Below are 18,656 nucleotides of genomic sequence, written 5' to 3'. Positions count from 1 at the left end.
GGATCAGCCCTCTTGGGTGCCGCGCGACCGGCGGTAGATGCCGCTCAGCACGCGGATGATGACCAGGGTCAGCGCCAGCCAGAGCGCGCCGACGATCCAGGGGCGGTATTTCGCCGCCACCTGCCAGAGGTCCATGCGGTCGGGGTAGCGCACCTCGACAAGATCATTGCGCGCGGTCGAGGCGGCGAGCGCCAGCCCCTCTCCGTCCAGGAAGGCCAGATCGCCCCGGTCGAGCAGCAGCGGCTGCGCCTGGCTCGGGCTCGGCGCGGGGCCGCGCCCGGGGCGCAGCCAGACGCCCGGCCGGCCCTCGGCCTCGACGATCTGGACGAGCCCCACCTCGTCGAGCGCTGCACCGGCAAAGATCACCTCTCCGGCGCTGTCGCGCAGCTCCACCCGGCCGCGGTCGAAGCGCAGGCCCGGGTCGCTGCCCTCGGGCGCCTCGGCACCGATATAGAGGAAGGGCCGCGGGGTCGCGGTCTCTTCCGCGCCCTCCTCGGGCAGCGATGCCTCGAGGCTGCTTGCCAGCCGCACCTCGGCGCTGTCGGGCAGCAGCGCGCCCGCCACCGGCAGGAGCCAGGGCAGGAAGCCTTGAAGCGTCTCGCCTTCGCCCAGGATCACGTCGGCGCCCTGGCCGAAGGCCTGGCGCATCAGGAAGAAGTCGCTTTCGGGCGCGGGGGCCTCGGCGGTGACGAAGCGGCTCTGCGGCAGGATCTGCACCGGGTAGCCCTGCGGCGCAAAGAGGCAGTTGCCGCCCTCGGTCTGGCGCTGGACCACCACGGTCATCAGGTTGTCGCGGCCCACGAGCCCCTCGGGGATCGGGAAATCCATCCAGACCGGCACGTCGCTGTCGAGCGGCCGGCTGCCGAGAAGCGTGTTGTTGAGATAGGCCGAGACGGTCACGCCCCGCCCGTTGACCGAACGCGCCGCGCCGATCAGCAGCTCCACCTCCGAGGGCAGGCGCCCCGGCGCGAAGGCATCGGCGGGCACCGAAAACTCGAAGGTCGAGCTGCCCACCACGTCCTGGCGCAGCTCGGGCGCGCCCAGGGTGGCAAAGCTCACCCTGTCGTCGTCTCCGCCGATGTCCGGGCTCACCGCCTGGGCGGCGATGGTGCCGCCGCCAAGCGCACGCCAGCGACTGGTGGCCAGCGCCAGGCCCAGGCCCGGCTCCGCGCCGCCGAACTCCAGGCTCGGCGCGGGGCCCGCGCCCAGCGACACGGTGCCGGTCTCGGCGGTGTCGGGCCGGCCGTTGAGCCCCAGGGTCACGGCCTCCCAGGTCTCGCCCGCGGGCAGGCCGCCCTGCCCGGCCTGCAGCAACCCGTATTCGGCATCAAACAGCGCCGCGGCGCGCAGCGCGAAGGGCAGCGCGCGGGCGGGATCGCTGTCCGCCCCGGCCTCGAGCACCTTCAAGGGCGGCATGACCTGCGCCACCCGGTCCACGGTGTCGAGCGCCGCGCGGTCGAGCTGCAGCGCCAGCGCCGACTCCGGCAGCACGGTCAGGAAGTCGCCCGAGGCGCGTTCGTCGATGCAGATGTTGTCGGAGCTGGCCCCGGCGTATTCAAGCCCGAGCTTCACGAAGCCGCCCTGCGCCGCTTCGGGCGGCACCGGCAGGCTGACCTCGAGCGCCTCGCGGCCTGCGTCCAGGCGCTCGACATGCACGACCCGGTCGTTGATCCGCAGCTTCAGGTGGCGCTCGACCGGCATGGCCTCACCGTGGCGCAGCCGCAGGGTCAGGGTCATGCCCCGGATCGCCTCCTCGGCGCCGACCGGGAAGAAGGCCACCGCGCTGCCCGAAAGCTGTTCGAACTCGAAGCCCGCGGCAAAGCCGATCTCGGCCAGGTCGATCTCGCGCAGGACCGCGCCGGCGGGGGCCTCGGCGGGGGCGCCCTCCTCCGCGGCGGGGGCGCGCACCTCGACGGCCGGCGTGACCGCCTCCTGCGCCCACAGATAGCCGGGAGCCAGCGCCGCCAGCGCCAGCGCGATCGGGACGTGTCGTGTCATTCCGAGGTCTCGCCCTCTGTCTTCAATTCCCTGATCCGCGCGATCGAGGACCGCACGATGGCCGTGGCCTCGGGGCTGTTGCCCGACGCCTCGCCGTAGCCGTTGTCGATCGCATCGAGACCGCGGCGGGCCTCGCGCGCCATGCCGTCGAAGCCCAGCATCGCGGCATTGCCGCTCAGGTCATGCAACCTGAGGTGCAGCTCATCCGCCGCGCCGGGGGCGCCCGTCTCCACCTGGCGCAGCACCGAGTCGATGTCCCCGACCCGGGCGTCGAGCGATTCGAGGAACCGCCTGCGTATGTCACGCACCTTTTGTGAATAATCAGCCAAGACTGCTCTCCATTTTTGTCCAGAACCTGCCGCCAAGGCGGCTCTCCGTCGAGTTGTGTTCCGTCCTGCACCCGTTCCGCCGCGTCGCTTCCGCGCCGGTTGTCACCGCCGGGCCACAATTGCCCTTACGTCACGCGCCGCGGGCGCCCCAGATCAGCCCGGGAAGCGGACCCGGAAGGTGGTGCCCTGCCCCTCGGCGGTGGCGAAGTCGATCTCGGCATCGTGCTGATCGAGGATCGCCTTGACGATGCTCAGCCCCAGCCCGGTGCCGCCGCCGAAGCGGAAGCTCTCGGCGTCGCTGCGGGTGAAGCGCTCGAAGAGCACCGGCTGCAGCTTCTCGGGAATGCCGGGTCCGGCGTCGCGCACCCAGAAGCCGCCCTCGGTCAGAAGCCCCAGCTCGACGCTCGCGCCCTTGGGCGAGGCTTTGATGGCATTGGTGGTCAGGTTGTCGATCACCTGCTGGATGCGCGAGGCATGGCCGCGCACCAGCACCGGGGCCTCGGGCGTGTCGCTGACCGCGACGCCGACCCCGTGTTCCTCGGCGAAATGCCGGGCGTCCTCGGCGCTTTGGCGCAAGAGGTGGCCGAGGTCGAGCTCGGCGAAATCCATCGCCGACTGGCCCGATTGCAGCCGCCCGGAATCGAGGATGTCGTCGATCAGCCGCCCGAGCCGTTCGGCGTTGCGGCCCGAGACCTCGAGAAGCTCGCGCCCCCGCTCCGGCAGCGCGGCGGAGAAGCGGCCGAGAAGCTGCAGCGAGCCCGCGATCAGCGAGACCGGCGTGCGCAGCTCGTGGCTGACCACCGAGATCGCGTGGTCGCGCTGGCGCTCGACGCGCTTGCGGCGGGTGATGTCGCGGATCACCGCGAGATAGCCCAGCGGCACGCCGGCGCGGGTCTTGAGCCGGGTGGCATTGGTCTCGCCGATGAAATCCTCGCCGTTGCGGCGGCGGTAGCTCATCTCGTAGGCATCGAGCGCGCCCGAGGCCGCGGGGTTGTAGCGCGTGGCCCCGGTCTCGCGGAACTGCTCGAAATCGGAATAAAGGACCGAGGTCTGCCGGCCCTCGAGATCCTCGGCGGAATAGCCGAACATCTCGGTCATGGTCTCGTTTGTCATGGTGATGCGGCGGTTGAGGTCGGCCACGATCAGCGAGCCCGGCATGGCGTCGAAGATCGCCTCCAGAAGCGCGGTCTTCTTCTCCAGCTCGCGCGCGTCCTCGGCGCGCTCCCATTCCTTGGAGATCCAGCGCCCGAAGAATCGCACCAGCTCGTGCTCCTTCTCGCTGAAGGGCTGGCGGCGCGCCTCGGCGGCCGAGAAGTTGAGCGTGCCCAGCACCTTGCCGCGCACGACAAGCGGCGTGCCGATGTAGCTTTCGAGCCCGAAGCTCTGGTAGCAGGGATGGGTGGCGATGCGCGAACGGCCGGCGTGGTGGAAGCTTTCCACGTCCTCGGCGGCCAGCGTGTGGCAGCAGTAGGTCTGCGCAAGGTCGAAGATGGTGCCCGGATCGGGCGCGCCCGGCCCTTCGGAATGCACCACCATGTAGCGCCCGGCCTCGACCCGGCTGACGATGCCGAGGCTCAGGCCGAGGCAGTCGAGCCCGATGGCCAGAAGCTCGTTCGCCTTGTCCTCGAAGGCTTTGTCGGGATCGGCGGCGACCAGGTAGAGCTGGCGCAGGGAGCGGTCGATCACCCTGTCGGTATCGGAATTATCCGTCACCTCGAGCAAGGCCTTCAACATCGCGTTCCCTCCGGAAGTACTCACACACACCCGGCGCAGGGTCCAAAACATGGGGGCCGTCCCCGTCGCCGTTCGACCCGAGTGCAGCATCTGCTGGGAATCTGCAATATGATGTAATTGTGGTGAAAATGTGTGCGATTGGCGGGGGGTGTCGGGGGTGTTGCGTGGGTGTGGCGCTGGGTTGTGCGGCGCATTGTTGCCGTGAGAGGCGCCCCAGGCCGCTCTGGCGTAGTTCCGGGGGCCTTCGGGGGCGTTTAGGGGGTGGTTTGGGGCGTGGCCTCGGGTTCTGAGGCGGGGACGTCGGGGGCGATACCCCACCCCGGCCCCACCTCAACTCTGCCGCGCAACCTCTTACCTGCGCACGCTATTGTGATCCCCGCGGTGGCTCTCGGGCCTAACCCAGCCGCCCGCCCGCGCGGCGGCGCGCGGGGCCCGGCGCGTCGGCGGCCCAGCTGCCCCGCGGGCCCGGGATCAGCACCCCGATCGAGGTCCCCCCGCCAGGCCTATCGCTGACCGTCACCTGCAGGTCGTGCCGCCGGGCGAGGTCCATGACCACCGCCAGCCCCAGGCCCTGCCCGCCCTGCGCCCCCTCGCTGCCCGCCAGCCGCACCGAGCGCGCGCTGGCCCGTCGGAAGGCAGCGGCGTCGAGCCCCGCGCCGGTGTCATGCACCTCGACCCGCACCCCGCTGGCGCGCCGCCGCACGCCCAGAAGGATGCGCCCGTGGTCGGTGAATTTCACCGCGTTGGACACCAGGTTGGCCGCGATCCGCATCATCGCGAGCGGCGGCAGCTCGGGCCGGGCGCTGGTCGGCACGTAGTCGAGGCGGAGGCCCTTGGCCTCGGCCTCGGGCAGGAACATCTCGTGCACGGTGGCGAGGATGTCGGGCAGGCCCATGTCGGCGCCTTCGGTCTGCGTATTGCCGGGCCCGGTCAGGTCCGGGCCGGGGCGCGCCTCGGGCGTGGCAGGGCCGAGCAGCGCCTCGATCCGGGCCTCGAGCCGCTGGAGCCGCGGGGCCAGCGCCTCGGCCTCATCACCCTCGGGCCCCGCCGAGACGGCGCGGCGCAGGGCGTCGAGCTCGGGCGTCAGCGCCTCCAGCGCGTTCCGGGCAGAGAGGTCGCGGCGCATGGCGGTCTTCCAGGCCAGCTCGTAGCGCGCCTCGATGCTGCGGAGCCGCCGCCGCAGGGCCGGATCGCCCGCGGGGCGCGGGGCCTCGGGTTCCAGGGCGGCGGGCGCGGGTGTCGCGGCGCGCTTCGGACGGCGCTTGATCCGGCTGCCGAAGGCCAGCGCGAGCACCGCCAGCACCAGGAGCGCCATGAGCAGGAGGCCCGGCCCGCGCGAGCCGAGCAGCGGCTCGGTGCCCTGCGCGAGGGTCGGCAGAGGCAGGAGGCAGAGGGTTGCCGCAAGGGCGGGTGTCAGTGCCTTGGGGAAAGGCTTGGGGGTGCGACGCCGCGCGCCGGTCTTGCGCCTACGTGTCTCGGTAGCCTGCCGAAGCCCCAGGATTCCGTGCGAAGACGTCTCGGCCTCGCGCCCAAGCCCCCGGCCCCCGCGCCAGAGCCTTTCAGCCCCAGGCAACACCGCCCGTAACACGCGCCAAAGCCCCCCGGCCCTGGGCCGATTGCCCGGGCCGCCTGGCCCTCGATGCGCAAGCTCGGTGTGCATTCCACCGCAACCCTGATGAATAGGGTCGCCGCGCCGGGCCTGATGACCCGGCGGTGCCCCCTCCCAATCTTTATCGGCGCAAATTGACGCGGAGTAAATTGCTTAGCGAACACGTCATGGTGGTTTCCGTCCCGCGCGGGCGTCAGGCCCGCGCGACACCGCGCCTGGTAACATCAGCTGTGGCGCGTAACCGCTTGCCTCAGCGAGGAAAACCTGGACCCTGCCCGCTCAGCCCCCCCATACGCGCGGCAAGCCCCGAAACATCCCCCGCGCCGGGCAGATCCTCCACCGCCTGCCAGAGCGCCCCGGCGCCCTCGGCGCCCAGAAGCGCCTCGGCCTTGGCGCGGAGCCGCGGCGCGGTCTCCTCGGGGCGCGCATCGGTCAGAAGGTCGTGCCGCGCGGTCCTCTCCGTCCCGCCCGAAAGCCGCAGGCGCAGATGCGCCTCGGTGTCGCTCAGGCCCTCGTCGGTCCGCACCTGCACCCGGTCGCGCAGCGCCCGAATGTCGGGCCGCTGGCAGGTCTCGGCGGAATAGCTCTCGAGCGCCGCGGTATCGACGCCCGCCAGCGCCATGGCGGCGGTGACCCGGTAGCTGAACTTCGCGCCAAGCCCGGTCTCGGGCGCGGGCTGGTTGCAGACCTTGAGCCAGCGCGGATGGGTGGTGACCTCCAGCGCCTCGACGGACCCGGCGTCCAGCCCCGGCGTCAGCTCGCGCAGCGCCTCCAGCATGGCGTGCAGCCCGTGGCAGCAGGCGTGGAACTTGTAGGAGACCGCCGGGAAGACCCAGCGCGTTCCCAGCTCCTCGAAGGCCGCGCCCCGCGCCTCGCCCGCATGCGTCGGCCCGAAGCCCTGCGGCCCTTCCAGCGCCTCGGTGGCGGAACCCGCGCCGGCCTCGGCCAGGAGCGCGCAGGTCACGCCGACCTCGGCGGCGAAGCCCGCGTTCAGCGGTTTGCCCATGGTGCCGAACTGGCTTTTCAACCCCGCCGCGCGGGTCGCGGTCAGCGCCAGCGCCGCCTCCATGCCCGCCGCGTCGAGCCCGATCAGCCGGCCCGCCGCCACCGCCGCGCCGAAGGCGCCCGAGGTGCCGGTCTGGTGGAAGCCCGCCTCGTAATGCGCCCGGCCCAGCCAGTCGCCGATGCGGCAGGCGGTCTCGAGCCCGTATCCCAGCGCCGCGAGCAGATCGCCCCCCGAGGCGCCGCGCGTCTCGGCCAGGGCCAGCGCCGCGGGCATGACGGCGACGCTCGGGTGGCCGATGTGGCCGAAATGCGTGTCGTCGTAGTCGAGCGCATGGCTCACCGCGCCATTGGCCAGCGCCGCGGCGCGGGGCGCGGCCCCGCCGCCGCCGAAAAGCGTGGCACCGCCGGGCTCGGTGCCGGCGAGCCTCAGCGCCGCGCGGGCGACCGGCTCGTCGCGGCCCGCAAGCCCCACCGCCGCCCAGTCAAAGAGCGACAGCGTGACGATCCGGGCGAGGTCTTCGTCCCGGGGCGCGGGGCCTGTGGCGAAACGGGCGAGGGTCTGGGCAAGTGATGTCATTCTGCAGCCATGGCCTGGTCTTCGGGGTCGATGCCGGCGCGGGCCAGGAGCCCCGCCAGCGCGGCGTCTTCGTCCTCGCGCGGGGCGAGCGGGTCGCGGGGCGTCAGCCGGTGCGCCAGCACCAGCCGCGCGAGCGCGGCGCGGTCCTGGGCGGGCTGGCCCGAAAGCTGCGCGGCCTCCCAGGCCATGAAGCTCGCCGAGGTGCCGTGATAGAGCGCCGAGGCCGCGCGGCGGGCCTCTCCGCCCGAGCCGTCCTCGGCGACCTCGGAGGCCAGCGCCGCGGCGCGGGTCAGCGCCGCCTCCAGCTCCGCCGCCAGCGCGGGCTCGGCCTCGGAGAGCAGTTCGCGCAGGTAGTCCGTCAACGCCTCCAGCGCGCCTTCGCGCTTGATCGCGCGGGCCACGTCGAGGGCGATGATGTTCGAGGTGCCCTCCCAGATCGAGCCAAGATGCGCGTCGCGCAGGACCCGGGCGTCGGAGAACTCCTCAATGTAGCCGCAGCCGCCGCGCACCTCCATGGCGTCGCCCGCGACCTTGCGCGCGTCCCGGCAGGTGCGGAACTTCACCAAGGGCGTGAGGATGCGCAGCACGCGGGCCATGGTGGCCTCGCCGCCGTCGGCGGCGGCCAGCGCGCGGGCGGTGTGGAAGACCATGCTGCGGCCCTGTTCGGCGGTGACCAGCATCTTGGCGAGCTGCCGCCGCATCAGCGGCATGTCGACCAGCGCCCGCCCGAAGGCCGAGCGGTGCCGCGCGATGAACAGCGCCTCGGCGACCGAGCGGCGCATGAGACCGGCGCTGCGCACGCCGTTGGCGAGCCGCGACATGTTGATCATGTCGGTCATCTGCTTGAAGCCCTGCCCGGCCTCGCCGACGAGATAGGCGGTGGCGCCTTCGAGCGAGATCTCCCCCGAGGCCATGGAGCGCGTGCCCATCTTGTCCTTCAGCCGCAGGATCCGGTAGGCGTTCAGGCTGCCGTCGGGCAGATGCCGGGGCAGCAGGAACAGCGAGAGCCCGCGCGTGCCCTCGGCCCCCTGCCCTTCGGGCCGGGCGAGGACCATGGCCAGCTCGGCGTCGGGGTTGGAACAGAACCACTTGTCGCCGGTCAGCCGCCAGGCGTCGCCTTCCGGCCGGGCGGTGGTCTCGATCGCGCCGACATCCGAGCCCGCCGCCTGCTCGGTCATGAACATCGCCCCCTGGAAGAGGCTCTCCATGTCCTGGCTGGTCAGCCGGTCGATGTAGCGCGCGACCAGCGCGGGATCGCCGAATTTCACCAGCGTGCGGGTCAGGCTGTCGGTCATCGAGAGCGGGCAGCAAAGCCCGAACTCGGCCTGCACAAACAGATAGACCAGCGCGTATTTCGCCAGCGGGTGCAGCTTGTCCTCGGCGCCGAAGACGCCGGCGCGATGCGACATGGCGGCCAGGCCGAACTCCGAAAAGGCGTAGCGTTCGAGCTCTTGGTAGGCGGGGTGTTTCTCCACCGTCTCGGCGCGGGCCCCGGTGCGGCTGCGCAGCTTCAGGCTGGGCGGGTTGTGATCGGCGGCGAGCGCCAGCTCTTCCAGCCTGTCGCCCACCAAGGCGCCCATGCGGTCGAGCTCGGGGGTGATCCGGGCCTGCAGCGCGCGCGGCAGGTAGACCTCGATCAGCGCCGCCAGCGCCGGGTCGGCGCGATAGGCGTTCACGCCGCGGCTGTCGGGGATGTTGTTCTCGCTCGCGCCGGCCATGGGGCCCCTCCTCGCTGTCAGCTTGTCCCGGTGATCGCCGCGCGGGCCGCGCGGTATTCGCGCGCCAGCCGGTCGACGATCTCGCCCGCGGGTTCGACGCCGCGCGACTGGGCGACCGCCTGGCCCGCCGAGAAGACGTCCTTCCAGGCCTTGGGCCGGTCGGGGTCGTCCTTGGACTTCATCTTGCGCGGCTCGGCGCGGCGGGCCTCCTCGGGGTCGACGCCCACCAGGCTCACGCTTTCGGCCAGGTAGTTGGCATGGGTGCCCGAGAAGAGCGGCGTGTAGACGATGGCATCGGCCTCGGCGCGGGTGATCATCTCCTTGTGGGGGTCGGGCGCGATGGCCTCGGCCGAGGGGATGAAGACCGTGCCCGCATAGGCGAAATCACAGCCCAGCACCTCGGCGGCCAGGACCGAGCGGCCGTTGGCCACCGCGCCCGAGAGGACCAGCGGCCCGTCCCAGAAGGCGCGCACCTCCTCGACGAGCGCAAAGGGGCTGAGCGTGCCCGCGTGCCCGCCCGCGCCCGCGGCCACGAGGATCAGACCGTCGACCCCGGATTTCGCCGCCCGGCGCGCGTGGCGCGCCTTGATCACGTCGTGGAAGACCAGCCCGCCGTAGCCATGCACCGCCTCGACCACCTTGTCGGGCGCCGAAAGCGAGGTGATCACCAGCGGCACCTTGTGGCGCACGCAGGTCTCGAGGTCGCCCTCCAGCCGTTCGTTGTACTCGTTCACGATGAGGTTCACGCCGTAGGGCGCGGGGGTCTTGCCGGTCTTCGCCTCGAAGGCCGCGAGGCGGCGCTCGATCTCGGTCAGCCAGCGGTCGAGCTCTTCGGCGGGCCGGGCGTTCAGCGAGGGGAAGGTCCCGATGATCCCCGCGCAGCACTGGGCGACCACGAGGTCGACGCCCGAGGCCAGGAACATCGGCGCCCCGATGAGCGGCAGGGAAAGCCGGGACTTGAGCGCGGCGATGGCGTTGGGATCTGTCATGCCTGTCCTTTGTCTGTCTCGGAGGTGGCGCGGGCCTCGAAGGTCACGGTGCCGTCGGTCTTCTCGAGCCAGAAGCGCGCGCCCTCGCGGTGGAGCGTCACCGGCTGGCCCGCGATCAGCGGCGCGAGGCCGCGGTAGGCGACCGTCAGCCCGGTGGTCCCGAAGGCCCGGGCGGCGGCATTGATCAGGAGCGTGCCCTGGATCGGGCCGTGCACCACGAGCCCGGCATAACCCTCGGTCTCGGTCACATAGGGATAGTCGTAGTGGATGCGGTGGCCGTTGAAGGTCATCGCCGAGTAGCGGAAGAGCGTGACCGGATCGCCGGTGAAGCTCTCAGGGCTTGCCGGGCCGTCGCCGCCCGCGCCCTTGGGCGTGACGCTGGAGGTGGCGGGGCGGTAGACGATGTCCTGGCGCTCCTCGATCGCGGTCTCGCCCGCGACCGAATAGAGATGCCGGACGGCCACGAACACGAGCGGGCCCGAGCGGCCCTCCTTGGGTTTCAAGCTCTCGATCCGCGAGCTGCGCGTGACCTCGTCGCCCGCGCGCAGGGGGGCGCGGAAGGTGACCTCGCCGCCCGCCCACATGCGGTTCTGGAAGGGCACCGGCGGCAGGAAGCCGCCGCGCTTGGGGTGGCCGTCGGGGCCCAGCCCTGCATGATCCACGGCGGGCTGGGCGAGGCACCAGTGCAGCCCGGGCGCGACGCCATCCTCGGGCGTCCTCACCCAGTCGCCGAAGGTCGCGCCGAAGCGCGCGACCAGCGCCGGGGTGAGGATGTCGGTCATCACCTCCTCGCGACCGATCCAGGCTTCGAGCGCGGGAATGTCGAGATCGTCGAGCGCGCTCATGCCAGGGCCCTCGCGCGGTCGAGGATGCGGCGCGCCTGCTTCAGGACCGGCGCGTCGATCATCGCGCCGTCGACCAGCCCTGCCCCGCCGTGCACCGAGGCCGCGACCACGCGCTCGGCCCAGTCCACGGTCTCGGGCGCGGGCCGGAAGGCGGCGCGGGCGGGCTCGATCTGCACCGGGTGGATCAGGAGCTTGCCGCCGAAGCCCATCTCGTGGCTGTGGCGGGCGTCGCCGGCGATTACCTCGGGGTTGCGGGTGGCGGTGGTCACCCCGTCCAGAGGCGCCGGCCGTCCGGCCAGCCGCGCGGCCTGCACGATCTGGCTGCGGATCGGCAGGAAGGCGGTCTGGGTGTTCTCGCAGCCGAGATCAGCGGCCAGATCGATCGAGCCGAAGGCCAGCCGGTCGGCGGCCTCGGCCAGCTCGGTCATCCGCGCCACCCCGCGCACCGTCTCGATCAGGCCGAGCACCTTCTGCCCGGGGTCAAGTGCCGCGCGCAGCTCGGCGATCTGCTGGGCGCTCTCGGCCTTGGGCAGCACCACGGCGTCGAAGCCGATGGCGCGGGCGAAGGCCACATCGTCGCGATACCACTCGGTGCCCGGCGCGTTGACCCGCAGCATCAGCGTCACCTGCCGGTCGGCGGGCAGCGCGTCGCGCGGGATGCGCCGCACCGAGGTCTTGAGGTCCGAGGCGACCGCGTCCTCGAGGTCGATGATCACGCTGTCGGTGCCCGCCGCGCAGGCCTTGGCGAAGCGCTCGGGCCGGTCGGCGGGCACGAAGAGCGGGAAGCTCAGCGTGGCGAAATGATCCTTGATTGCGTCCATCGGCCCCTCAGAAACTGCGCGGCATGCCGAGGATGTGCTCGGCCACATACGACAGGATCAGGTTGGTCGAAATCGGCGCCACCTGATAGAGCCGCGTCTCGCGGAACTTCCGCTCGATGTCGTATTCCTCGGCGAAGCCGAAGCCGCCGAAGGTCTGGATCGTGGCATTGGCCGCCTCCCAGGAGGCATCGGCAGCCAGGAGCTTGGCCATGTTGGCCTGGGCGCCCGAGGGCTCATGTGCGTCGAAGCGGCGGCAGGCCTCGAAGCGCATCAGGTTCGCCGCCTCGAGGTTCACGAAGGCCCGCGAGATCGGGAACTGGATGCCCTGGTTCTGCCCGATCGGCCGGCCGAAGACCTGCCGCTCGCCGGCGTATTGCGCCGCCTTCTCGACGAACCAGTAGCCGTCCCCGATGCATTCCGCCGCGATCAGCGAACGCTCGGCGTTGAGCCCGTCGAGGATGTAGCGGAAGCCCTTGCCCTCTTCGCCGATCAGCGTGTCGGCGGGGATCTCGAGGTCGTCGAAGAACAGCTCGTTGGTCTCATGGCCGACCATGTTGGGGATCGGCTTGACCTCCATGCCCTTGCCGATGACCTGGTCGAGCTCGACCAGGAAGACCGACAGCCCTTCGGACTTGCGGTTCACCTCGGCCAGCGGCGTGGTGCGCGCCAGAAGGATCATCAGGTCGGAATGCTGCACCCGGCTGATCCAGACCTTCTGGCCGTTGACGACGTAGCGGTCGCCCTTGCGCTGCGCGGTGGTCTTCAGCTTGGTCGTGTCGGTGCCGGTGGTGGGCTCGGTCACCGCCATGGACTGCAGCCGCAGCTCGCCCGAGGCGATCTTCGGCAGGTAGCGCTGCTTCTGCGCCTCCGAGCCGTGCCGCAGGAGCGTGCCCATGTTGTACATCTGGCCGTGGCAATGCCCGGCGTTGCCGCCGCAGCGGTTGATCTCTTCCATGACGATCGAGGCTTCCGTGAGCCCGAGGCCCGAGCCGCCGTATTCCTCGGGGATCATCGCGGCGAGCCAGCCGGCCTTGGTCAGGGCGTCGATGAACTCCTCGGGGTAGGTCTCGGCGGCGCCGTGCTTGCGGTGGTATTCCGCCGGGAACTCGGCGCAGAGCGCGCGCAGCGCGTCGCGTAGGTCGTCATGGGTGTCGGGGGCACTGGTCTTCACGGTCTCGTCGTCCTTCGTCGTTGGCCGGGAGCAAGGGGGCGCCCCGGCCGCCGCGGCGCGAAATTGCGCCGGGGCGGCGGGCGGGGCCCGCTCCGGTCTCAGGTCAGAATCTTGGCGCCGGTCAGCGCCTGCACCGCCTCCAGGTCGTTGCCGGGGGTCAGCTCGACCAGGCGGAAGCCCTCGGGGGTGACGTCGAGGACCGCGAGGTCGGTGTAGACGCGGCTCACCACGCCCAGCCCGGTCAGCGGGTAGGTGCAGCGCTCCAGGAGCTTCGGGCTGCCGTCCTTGTTCACGTGGCGCATCATCACGAGGATGGTCTTCACCCCCGCGACGAGGTCCATCGCACCGCCGACGGCGGGCGGGAACTTCTCGTCGAGCGTCGCCCAGTTGGCGATATCGCCGCTTTCGGCCACCTGGTAGGCGCCGAGGACGGCAATATCGATATGGCCGCCGCGCATCATGGCGAAGCTGTCGGGATGGTCGAAATAGGCCGCGCCGGGGGCGGCGGTGACATAGCGCTTGCTGGCGTCGATCAGCTCGAGGTCTTCCTCGCCCTCGGGCGGGGTCGGGCCGACGCCGATGATGCCGTTCTCGGAGTGGTAGATCACCTCGCGGCCCTCGGGCACGTAGCCCGCCACATGGGTGGGCTTGCCGATCCCGAGGTTCACGTAGGAGCCGTCGGGGATGTCCTGGGCCACGCGGGCGGCCAGCTGGGCGTCGCTCAGCCGGGTCAGCCCGTCGGCGGCACCGGCTTGCGGTTTGGTCTGGGTCTGGCTCTGGGTCATGGGCGCGCTCCGTATTCGACGACGCAATCGACGAAGATGCCAGGGGTGACGACGCTTTCGGGATCGAGCGCCCCGGTCGCCACCTGCCGCACCTCGGCGATGGCGTGATCGGCGGCCATGGCCATGACCGGATTGAAGTTCCGCGCGGTGGCGTGGAAGCTCAGGTTGCCCCAGCGGTCGCCCGCCTCGGCGCGCACCAGCGCGAAATCCGCCGAAAGCGGCATCTCCATGACGTAGCCCCGGCCCTCGATCTCGCGGGTCTCCTTGCCCTCGGCGAGCCGCGTGCCGTAGCCGGTGGGCGTCAGGAAGCCGCCGATGCCCGCGCCGGCCGCGCGGATGCGTTCGGCCAGCGTGCCCTGGGGCACCACCTCGAGGTCGATCTCGCCCGCCTCGTAGCGCTTCTCGAACCAGATCGAGCCCGGCGAGCGCGGGTAGGAGCAGACGACCCGCGCCACCCGTCCCGCCTTCAGGAGCTTGGCGATGCCGGTCTCTCCGGCGCCGGCGTTGTTCGAGATCACGGTGAGCCCTGTGGCCCCCTGTTCCAGCAGCGCGTCGATCAGCCCAAAGGGAATGCCCGAGGAGCCGAAGCCCCCGATCATGATCGATGCCCCGTCGGTGATGGGCGCCACCGCGGTGGCCAGATCCCCTACCCTCTTGTCCAAAGAAACCTCCCTTAGGCCTCGGCGTCGCGCCCGCGGCGCTGCACCATGAGATTGATGGCGATGACCGCGACCAGCAGCCCGGCCCCGATCAGGCTCGTCAGCAGCTCCGGCACGATGATCAGCAGGCCGCCGGCGCCGAAGACCACCCGGCTCAGCAGGTCGATGCGGCCGACCTTGTAGATCCAGCTCTCGAAGGCCGAGGTCACCGCCCAGAGCGCAACCAGCGTGATCCCGACGCGCTCGGCGATGGAGAGCCAGTCACCCACCATGATCAGCGCCGGGTCGTAGACGAAGATGAAGGGCAGCACGAAGAGCGGCAGGCCGAGCCGCATCGAGGTGAAGCCCGTCTGCATGGGCTTCGAGCCCGCCACATTCGCCGCGGTGATCGCGGCCAGCGCCACCGGCGGGGTGATGTAGCTGAGCATGCCCCAGTAGAGAATGAACAGGTGGCTGGCGATCGGGTTCAGCCCGGCCTGCACCAGCGCCGGCGCGAGCAGGATCGACAGGAAGATGTAACAGGCGGTGACCGTCATCCCCATGCCGAGGACGAAGCTCGTCACCGCGCCCGCGATCAGCATCAGCGCGGTATTGCCGCCGGCATAGAGCAGAAGCTCGCGCGAGAAGGCCCCGGCGACCCCGGTGTAGGACAGCCCGCCCACCACCAGGCCGATGCCGCAAAGCACCGCGACCAGATTCGAGACGTTCTTGGCCACGTCGAAGACCAGCTCCTTGGCGCGGGAGAGCGTCAGCCGGGTCTCGCGGTTGAAGGCGGTCGCCACCAGCATCACCAGCGAGGCGTAATAGGGCGAGCGCGCCTCGAGCCGCAGGCCCATGAGGACGAAGATCAAGACGCCCAGCGACAGCAGGTAAGGCCAGCCGCGCTTCAAGACCGGCCAGATGTCGGGCGTCTCGCTTTTCGGCAGGCCGTGCAGCCCGCGACGGGCGGCGAACATGTCCACCTGCAGAAGCAGCGCGGCGTAGAACAGCAGCGCCGGGATGATCGCCGCGATGACGATGGTGGAATATTGCACGCCCAGGAACGAGGCCATGACGAAGGCCACGGTGCCCATGACCGGCGGCATCAGCGTGGCGCCGGTGGAGGCGCAGCTCTCGATCGCGGCGGCATAGGTGGCGGGATAGCCCACCCGCCGCATGGTCGGGATCGAGAAGGGCCCCGAGGTCAGGATGTTGGAGATCACGCTGCCCGAGAGCGAGCCCAGGATGCCCGAGCCCATGACCGCCACCTTGGCGGGCCCGCCGCGGCTGTGGCCCAAGAGCGCCGAGGCGAGCTCCATGAAGAAGTCGCTGCCCTTGGTGATGACCAGGACCGAGCCGAAGATCACGAAGCCGATGACCAGTTCGGCCACGACCTGCATGGGGATGCCGATGATGCTCTCGACGCCCAGCACATGGGCGCGCACGGTCTCGATCGGGGCAAACTGGGTGCCCCAGAGAAAGCCCGGCATGTGGCCCGCGTAAAGCGGGAAGGTCCCGAAGAGAAGCGCGGTGGCCAGCAGGATCGGCCCGCCCGCGCGGCGCACGCCCTCGAGGACCAGCACGATCAGGATCGAGGCCATGATGTCGGCGGTCAGCGGCGCGTCGTATTCCCAGCCCTTCTGGATGATGTCGAGCCCGTGGTGGCCCAGCCAGCCCGCGCTGACCAGCGCCAGGAGCGCCAGGATCACGTTCAGCCAGATCAGCTTTCCGGTCAGCGCCGTGGAGATCGGCAGCGTCAGGAAGGCCGTCGCGAGGAAGATCCCGATCAGGTAATAAAGGTAGGAATTGCCCAGCGGCTGGAAGCCGAAGAGGTTCAGCAGGAACTGCTGGTTCACCGCCAGAAGGACGCCCAGCACCCCCAGCACCATGATCGCGATGCGCAGGGCGCGGTGGCGCGCCGGCAGGGGGTGGTCGTCTTGGGCCTCGGCAAGATGCCCGGGGGCTGCAAGGGGCGCCTTCTCGGCGCCGTCGCGGTCGCTCTCGGCACTCATGGGACGGTCCTGGGCTGAAGGTGTCAAAACGCCCCCGGCGCGGGTGCAACGCCGGGGGCAGAGAAGCGCGGCGGCTTAGTTCAGGGAGGCCAGGACCTCGCCGCGGCGCGCCATCCAGGCCTCAGCGAAGGCCTCCTCGGAGAGCTCGCCGTTCTCGGCCTTGAAGCTGTCCCAGGCCTCGGTCAGCGCGTCCATGCGCGCCTGCCGCTGCTGGTTCCAGGCTTCATCCTCCTCGGTCCAGACGCCGATTTCCTCGAGGTAGCGCACGGCGCCCTCGTGGAAGGGAATGTCGATCGCGGGCTTGCCCGAGCGTTCGAGCGTCCAGCGCGACATGGCGGCGGTGCCGTCCTTGTACATGTCGAAGGTCTCGTCGAGCGCCTTGATGAAGGCATAGACCTCGTCCGCGCCCTTGTTCGAGGTGGTGGTGATCACCGGGTAGCGGTAGGCGGCCATCTTGGCGGTCTCGCCTTCGGCCAGGCCCGCGGCCACGTCCTCGTCGGAGGGGCTCATGATCGGCAGCACCTTGAGCAGCTGGTCCCAGCCCTGCTCGTTGTCGGCCTGCAGCGGCGCATAGTGGATGCCGCGCGGGCTTTCGGCCAGTTCGTAGAGCTGGCTGGTGGTCGGCGTGGTGCAGGTCGCATCCGATTCGTTGCGCGTCATGGAGGACATGGCGGCGCTGTAGGTCGGGAAGGTGATCACCTCGACGTCGTCGAGCGTCAGCCCGCCGAAGGCCAGGATCGCCTCGCATTTCACGTTGACCGAGGGGTTGCCCGCCACGAAGGCGATGCGCTTGCCGCGCGCGTCCTCGACGGTCTCGATGCCCGCGTCACCGGCGGCGATGAGCGTGATGCCCGCCGGGCGGCCGGCCACGGCGCGCAGCTGGTGCGGGCCCCAGTCGGGGGTGGCGAAGTCATAGGCGCCCTCGCCGAGGAAGAAGGCCTCGGTGGCGAGGAAGGCGTAATCCGCCCGCCCCTGCAGGAGCGGCTGAAGGCGGCCGATGCCGCTGCCCGAGGGCTGGATGCGCACGCGGGTGCCGTATTCCTTGCCGAAGGCGTCGGCGATGGCCGAGGCTTCGGCGTAGCCGGCCGAGCCCACGTCGTAGCTTGTCCAGACCATCGTGCCCGGCAGCTCCTGCGCCTGCGCCGTGCCCGCGAAGGCCATGAGCGCCGCGGCGGCGACGCCGAGTTTCTTGCTGAAGACCATGGTAGTTCCTCCCAAATGTCCAAGGGTCCGGTCCCCCGCGCGGCGCCCGGCCTCCTCTGCCGGGCCGTCTCCGAAGGAACGCGCCTCCGGGCGGGTTTGCCCTTGACGGGAGCCTGTCGGGTCGGCGCATATGTTGCAAATGCATTATAAATATATCAGCGATACCGAAACGGCATGATATGGACATCCGGCAGCTTCGCAACTTCATCCAGATCGTCGAGCTGAGCAGCATCACCGCCGCGGCCGAGCGGTTGAACATCGCCCAGCCGGCGCTCAGCCGCCAGGTCAAGGCGCTGGAAGAGGCCCTGGCGGTGCCGCTTCTGCGCCGACACGGGCGGGGCGTCATGCCCACCGAAGAGGGCCTGAGGTTGGCCGCCCGCGCGCGGGTGATCCTCGAGGATATCGACGATCTCGCCACCGATGTCTCGGGCGCGCAGAAGACCCTTTCGGGCACCGTGACCCTGGGCCTGCCGCCCACCGTGGCCGAGGTGCTGGCGACCCATCTGATCGAGCGCACCATGCAGACCCACCCGCAGGTCAAGCTGCGCATCGTCTCGGGGTTCTCGGGCCATGTGCAGGACTGGCTGCAGCGCGGGACCATCGACCTCGGGGTCGCCTACGAGGGCCAGAAATCCTCGGCCATCAAGAGCCAGGCCATTATTATCGAACAGCTTTTCCTGATCCAGCGCGGCGGCGAGGGCGCCGTGGCCGACGGCACGCCGATCACCTCGGAAGAGGCGCTGAGCCTGCCCCTGATCCTGCCCAACCCCGAACACGGGCTGCGCAAGCGCATCGACCACATCTCGGAAAGCCAGGGCATCCCGCTCGACGTGCGGCTCGAGATCGACATCCTGCCGACCATGCTGGCCTTCGTCGACCGCGGGCTCGGATCGACCATCCTGCCGCTCATGTCGGTCAACGAACAGGTGGCCTCGGGGCGGCTGATCGCGCGGCCCATCGTGCGCCACCCGATCGACCGGACGCTGATCCTGATGAGCCCGCTGAACCGGCCGACCTCGCGGCTGACCTCGGGCTTCTCGGACTTCCTGATCTCCGAGGTGCACCGGCTCTCGACCTCGGGCGCCTGGCCGGGGACGACCATGTAGGCGCGCGCCTGGCCCGACGCCGGCGTGAGCCCTCTCCGCGACATGCCACAAAAGCATGACTGAAATACCGCCATAGCCTTTGCGGCATGACAGGCGGCGCGCTAGCGTGCCCTTCA

General features: G+C 70.6%; 15 protein-coding genes. 1 reads left to right on the top strand and 14 read right to left on the bottom strand.

Features of this window, described 5'->3' with window-relative positions; genetic code table 11:
• Positions 1 to 3: 3 nt before the first annotated feature.
• The 14 genes from ACX938_RS03185 to ACX938_RS03120 form a co-directional block, all read right to left on the bottom strand.
• Positions 4 to 1,998: a cellulose biosynthesis cyclic di-GMP-binding regulatory protein BcsB gene (locus ACX938_RS03185; RefSeq protein ID WP_459429957.1), complete on the bottom strand. Its 1,995-nt coding sequence runs from the start codon at positions 1,996 to 1,998 to the stop codon at positions 4 to 6.
• Complete coding sequence (locus ACX938_RS03180) at positions 1,995 to 2,327, bottom strand: Hpt domain-containing protein (protein WP_459429956.1); 333 nt, start codon at positions 2,325 to 2,327, stop codon at positions 1,995 to 1,997. The genes ACX938_RS03185 and ACX938_RS03180 overlap by 4 nt, the downstream gene beginning before the upstream one ends.
• A gap of 153 nt (positions 2,328 to 2,480) precedes the next feature.
• The gene (locus ACX938_RS03175; protein ID WP_459429955.1) at positions 2,481 to 4,061 is read right to left on the bottom strand and encodes an ATP-binding protein; all 1,581 of its coding nucleotides are present in this window, start codon (positions 4,059 to 4,061) and stop codon (positions 2,481 to 2,483) included.
• A 394-nt stretch (positions 4,062 to 4,455) separates the two neighbouring features.
• Entirely contained in the window at positions 4,456 to 5,376 is a 921-nt protein-coding gene (locus tag ACX938_RS03170) for a sensor histidine kinase (RefSeq protein ID WP_459429954.1), read from the bottom strand.
• A 544-nt stretch (positions 5,377 to 5,920) separates the two neighbouring features.
• Positions 5,921 to 7,252, bottom strand: a complete 1,332-nt coding sequence (locus tag ACX938_RS03165) for an MmgE/PrpD family protein (protein ID WP_459429953.1) — start codon at positions 7,250 to 7,252, stop codon at positions 5,921 to 5,923.
• A complete protein-coding gene (locus ACX938_RS03160) occupies positions 7,249 to 8,970 on the bottom strand; it encodes an acyl-CoA dehydrogenase family protein (RefSeq protein WP_459429952.1) in 1,722 nt (573 codons plus the stop codon). The genes ACX938_RS03165 and ACX938_RS03160 overlap by 4 nt, the downstream gene beginning before the upstream one ends.
• Before the next feature lie 17 nt (positions 8,971 to 8,987).
• Positions 8,988 to 9,959 carry an NAD(P)H-dependent flavin oxidoreductase gene (locus tag ACX938_RS03155; protein WP_459429951.1) on the bottom strand — a complete coding sequence of 324 codons (972 nt, stop codon included), beginning with the start codon at positions 9,957 to 9,959 and terminating at the stop codon, positions 8,988 to 8,990.
• On the bottom strand, positions 9,956 to 10,804 hold the full coding sequence (locus ACX938_RS03150; protein ID WP_459429950.1) for an HTD2 family dehydratase: 849 nt from the start codon (positions 10,802 to 10,804) through the stop codon (positions 9,956 to 9,958). The genes ACX938_RS03155 and ACX938_RS03150 overlap by 4 nt, the downstream gene beginning before the upstream one ends.
• On the bottom strand, positions 10,801 to 11,625 hold the full coding sequence (locus ACX938_RS03145; RefSeq protein ID WP_459429949.1) for an HpcH/HpaI aldolase/citrate lyase family protein: 825 nt from the start codon (positions 11,623 to 11,625) through the stop codon (positions 10,801 to 10,803). Before ACX938_RS03145 ends, ACX938_RS03150 begins: the two co-directional genes overlap by 4 nt.
• Positions 11,626 to 11,632: 7 nt before the next feature.
• On the bottom strand, positions 11,633 to 12,796 hold the full coding sequence (locus ACX938_RS03140; protein ID WP_459429948.1) for an acyl-CoA dehydrogenase family protein: 1,164 nt from the start codon (positions 12,794 to 12,796) through the stop codon (positions 11,633 to 11,635).
• 98 nt (positions 12,797 to 12,894) lie between these two features.
• Positions 12,895 to 13,581: a 3-oxoacid CoA-transferase subunit B gene (locus ACX938_RS03135; RefSeq protein ID WP_459429947.1), complete on the bottom strand. Its 687-nt coding sequence runs from the start codon at positions 13,579 to 13,581 to the stop codon at positions 12,895 to 12,897.
• Entirely contained in the window at positions 13,578 to 14,243 is a 666-nt protein-coding gene (locus ACX938_RS03130) for a 3-oxoacid CoA-transferase subunit A (RefSeq protein ID WP_459429946.1), read from the bottom strand. The genes ACX938_RS03135 and ACX938_RS03130 overlap by 4 nt, the downstream gene beginning before the upstream one ends.
• An 11-nt stretch (positions 14,244 to 14,254) precedes the next feature.
• Complete coding sequence (locus ACX938_RS03125) at positions 14,255 to 16,231, bottom strand: TRAP transporter permease (RefSeq protein WP_459429945.1); 1,977 nt, start codon at positions 16,229 to 16,231, stop codon at positions 14,255 to 14,257.
• Between the two features lie 75 nt (positions 16,232 to 16,306).
• Complete coding sequence (locus ACX938_RS03120) at positions 16,307 to 17,434, bottom strand: TAXI family TRAP transporter solute-binding subunit (RefSeq protein WP_459429944.1); 1,128 nt, start codon at positions 17,432 to 17,434, stop codon at positions 16,307 to 16,309.
• A gap of 179 nt (positions 17,435 to 17,613) precedes the next feature.
• On the opposite strand from ACX938_RS03120, the gene ACX938_RS03115 reads away from it, so the two are divergent.
• Positions 17,614 to 18,540: a LysR family transcriptional regulator gene (locus tag ACX938_RS03115; RefSeq protein WP_459429943.1), complete on the top strand. Its 927-nt coding sequence runs from the start codon at positions 17,614 to 17,616 to the stop codon at positions 18,538 to 18,540.
• Positions 18,541 to 18,656 lie beyond the last annotated feature (116 nt).

The sequence above is a fragment of the Roseivivax sp. genome (assembly GCF_054552075.1).
The sequence above is the reverse complement of the archived record's forward strand: the minus strand, read 5'-3'. Positions and strand labels throughout refer to the sequence as shown.

What these genes read in the sequence shown, in the direction of transcription:
- ACX938_RS03185 (WP_459429957.1), bottom strand. Translation starts at nt 1,998, where the DNA reads ATGACACGACACGTCCCGATCGCGCTGGCGCTGGCGGCGCTGGCTCCC.
- ACX938_RS03175 (WP_459429955.1), bottom strand. Translation starts at nt 4,061, where the DNA reads ATGTTGAAGGCCTTGCTCGAGGTGACGGATAATTCCGATACCGACAGG.
- ACX938_RS03170 (WP_459429954.1), bottom strand. Translation starts at nt 5,376, where the DNA reads ATGGCGCTCCTGGTGCTGGCGGTGCTCGCGCTGGCCTTCGGCAGCCGG.
- ACX938_RS03165 (WP_459429953.1), bottom strand. Translation starts at nt 7,252, where the DNA reads ATGACATCACTTGCCCAGACCCTCGCCCGTTTCGCCACAGGCCCCGCG.
- ACX938_RS03160 (WP_459429952.1), bottom strand. Translation starts at nt 8,970, where the DNA reads ATGGCCGGCGCGAGCGAGAACAACATCCCCGACAGCCGCGGCGTGAAC.
- ACX938_RS03155 (WP_459429951.1), bottom strand. Translation starts at nt 9,959, where the DNA reads ATGACAGATCCCAACGCCATCGCCGCGCTCAAGTCCCGGCTTTCCCTG.
- ACX938_RS03150 (WP_459429950.1), bottom strand. Translation starts at nt 10,804, where the DNA reads ATGAGCGCGCTCGACGATCTCGACATTCCCGCGCTCGAAGCCTGGATC.
- ACX938_RS03145 (WP_459429949.1), bottom strand. Translation starts at nt 11,625, where the DNA reads ATGGACGCAATCAAGGATCATTTCGCCACGCTGAGCTTCCCGCTCTTC.
- ACX938_RS03135 (WP_459429947.1), bottom strand. Translation starts at nt 13,581, where the DNA reads ATGACCCAGAGCCAGACCCAGACCAAACCGCAAGCCGGTGCCGCCGAC.
- ACX938_RS03125 (WP_459429945.1), bottom strand. Translation starts at nt 16,231, where the DNA reads ATGAGTGCCGAGAGCGACCGCGACGGCGCCGAGAAGGCGCCCCTTGCA.
- ACX938_RS03120 (WP_459429944.1), bottom strand. Translation starts at nt 17,434, where the DNA reads ATGGTCTTCAGCAAGAAACTCGGCGTCGCCGCCGCGGCGCTCATGGCC.
- ACX938_RS03115 (WP_459429943.1), top strand. Translation starts at nt 17,614, where the DNA reads ATGGACATCCGGCAGCTTCGCAACTTCATCCAGATCGTCGAGCTGAGC.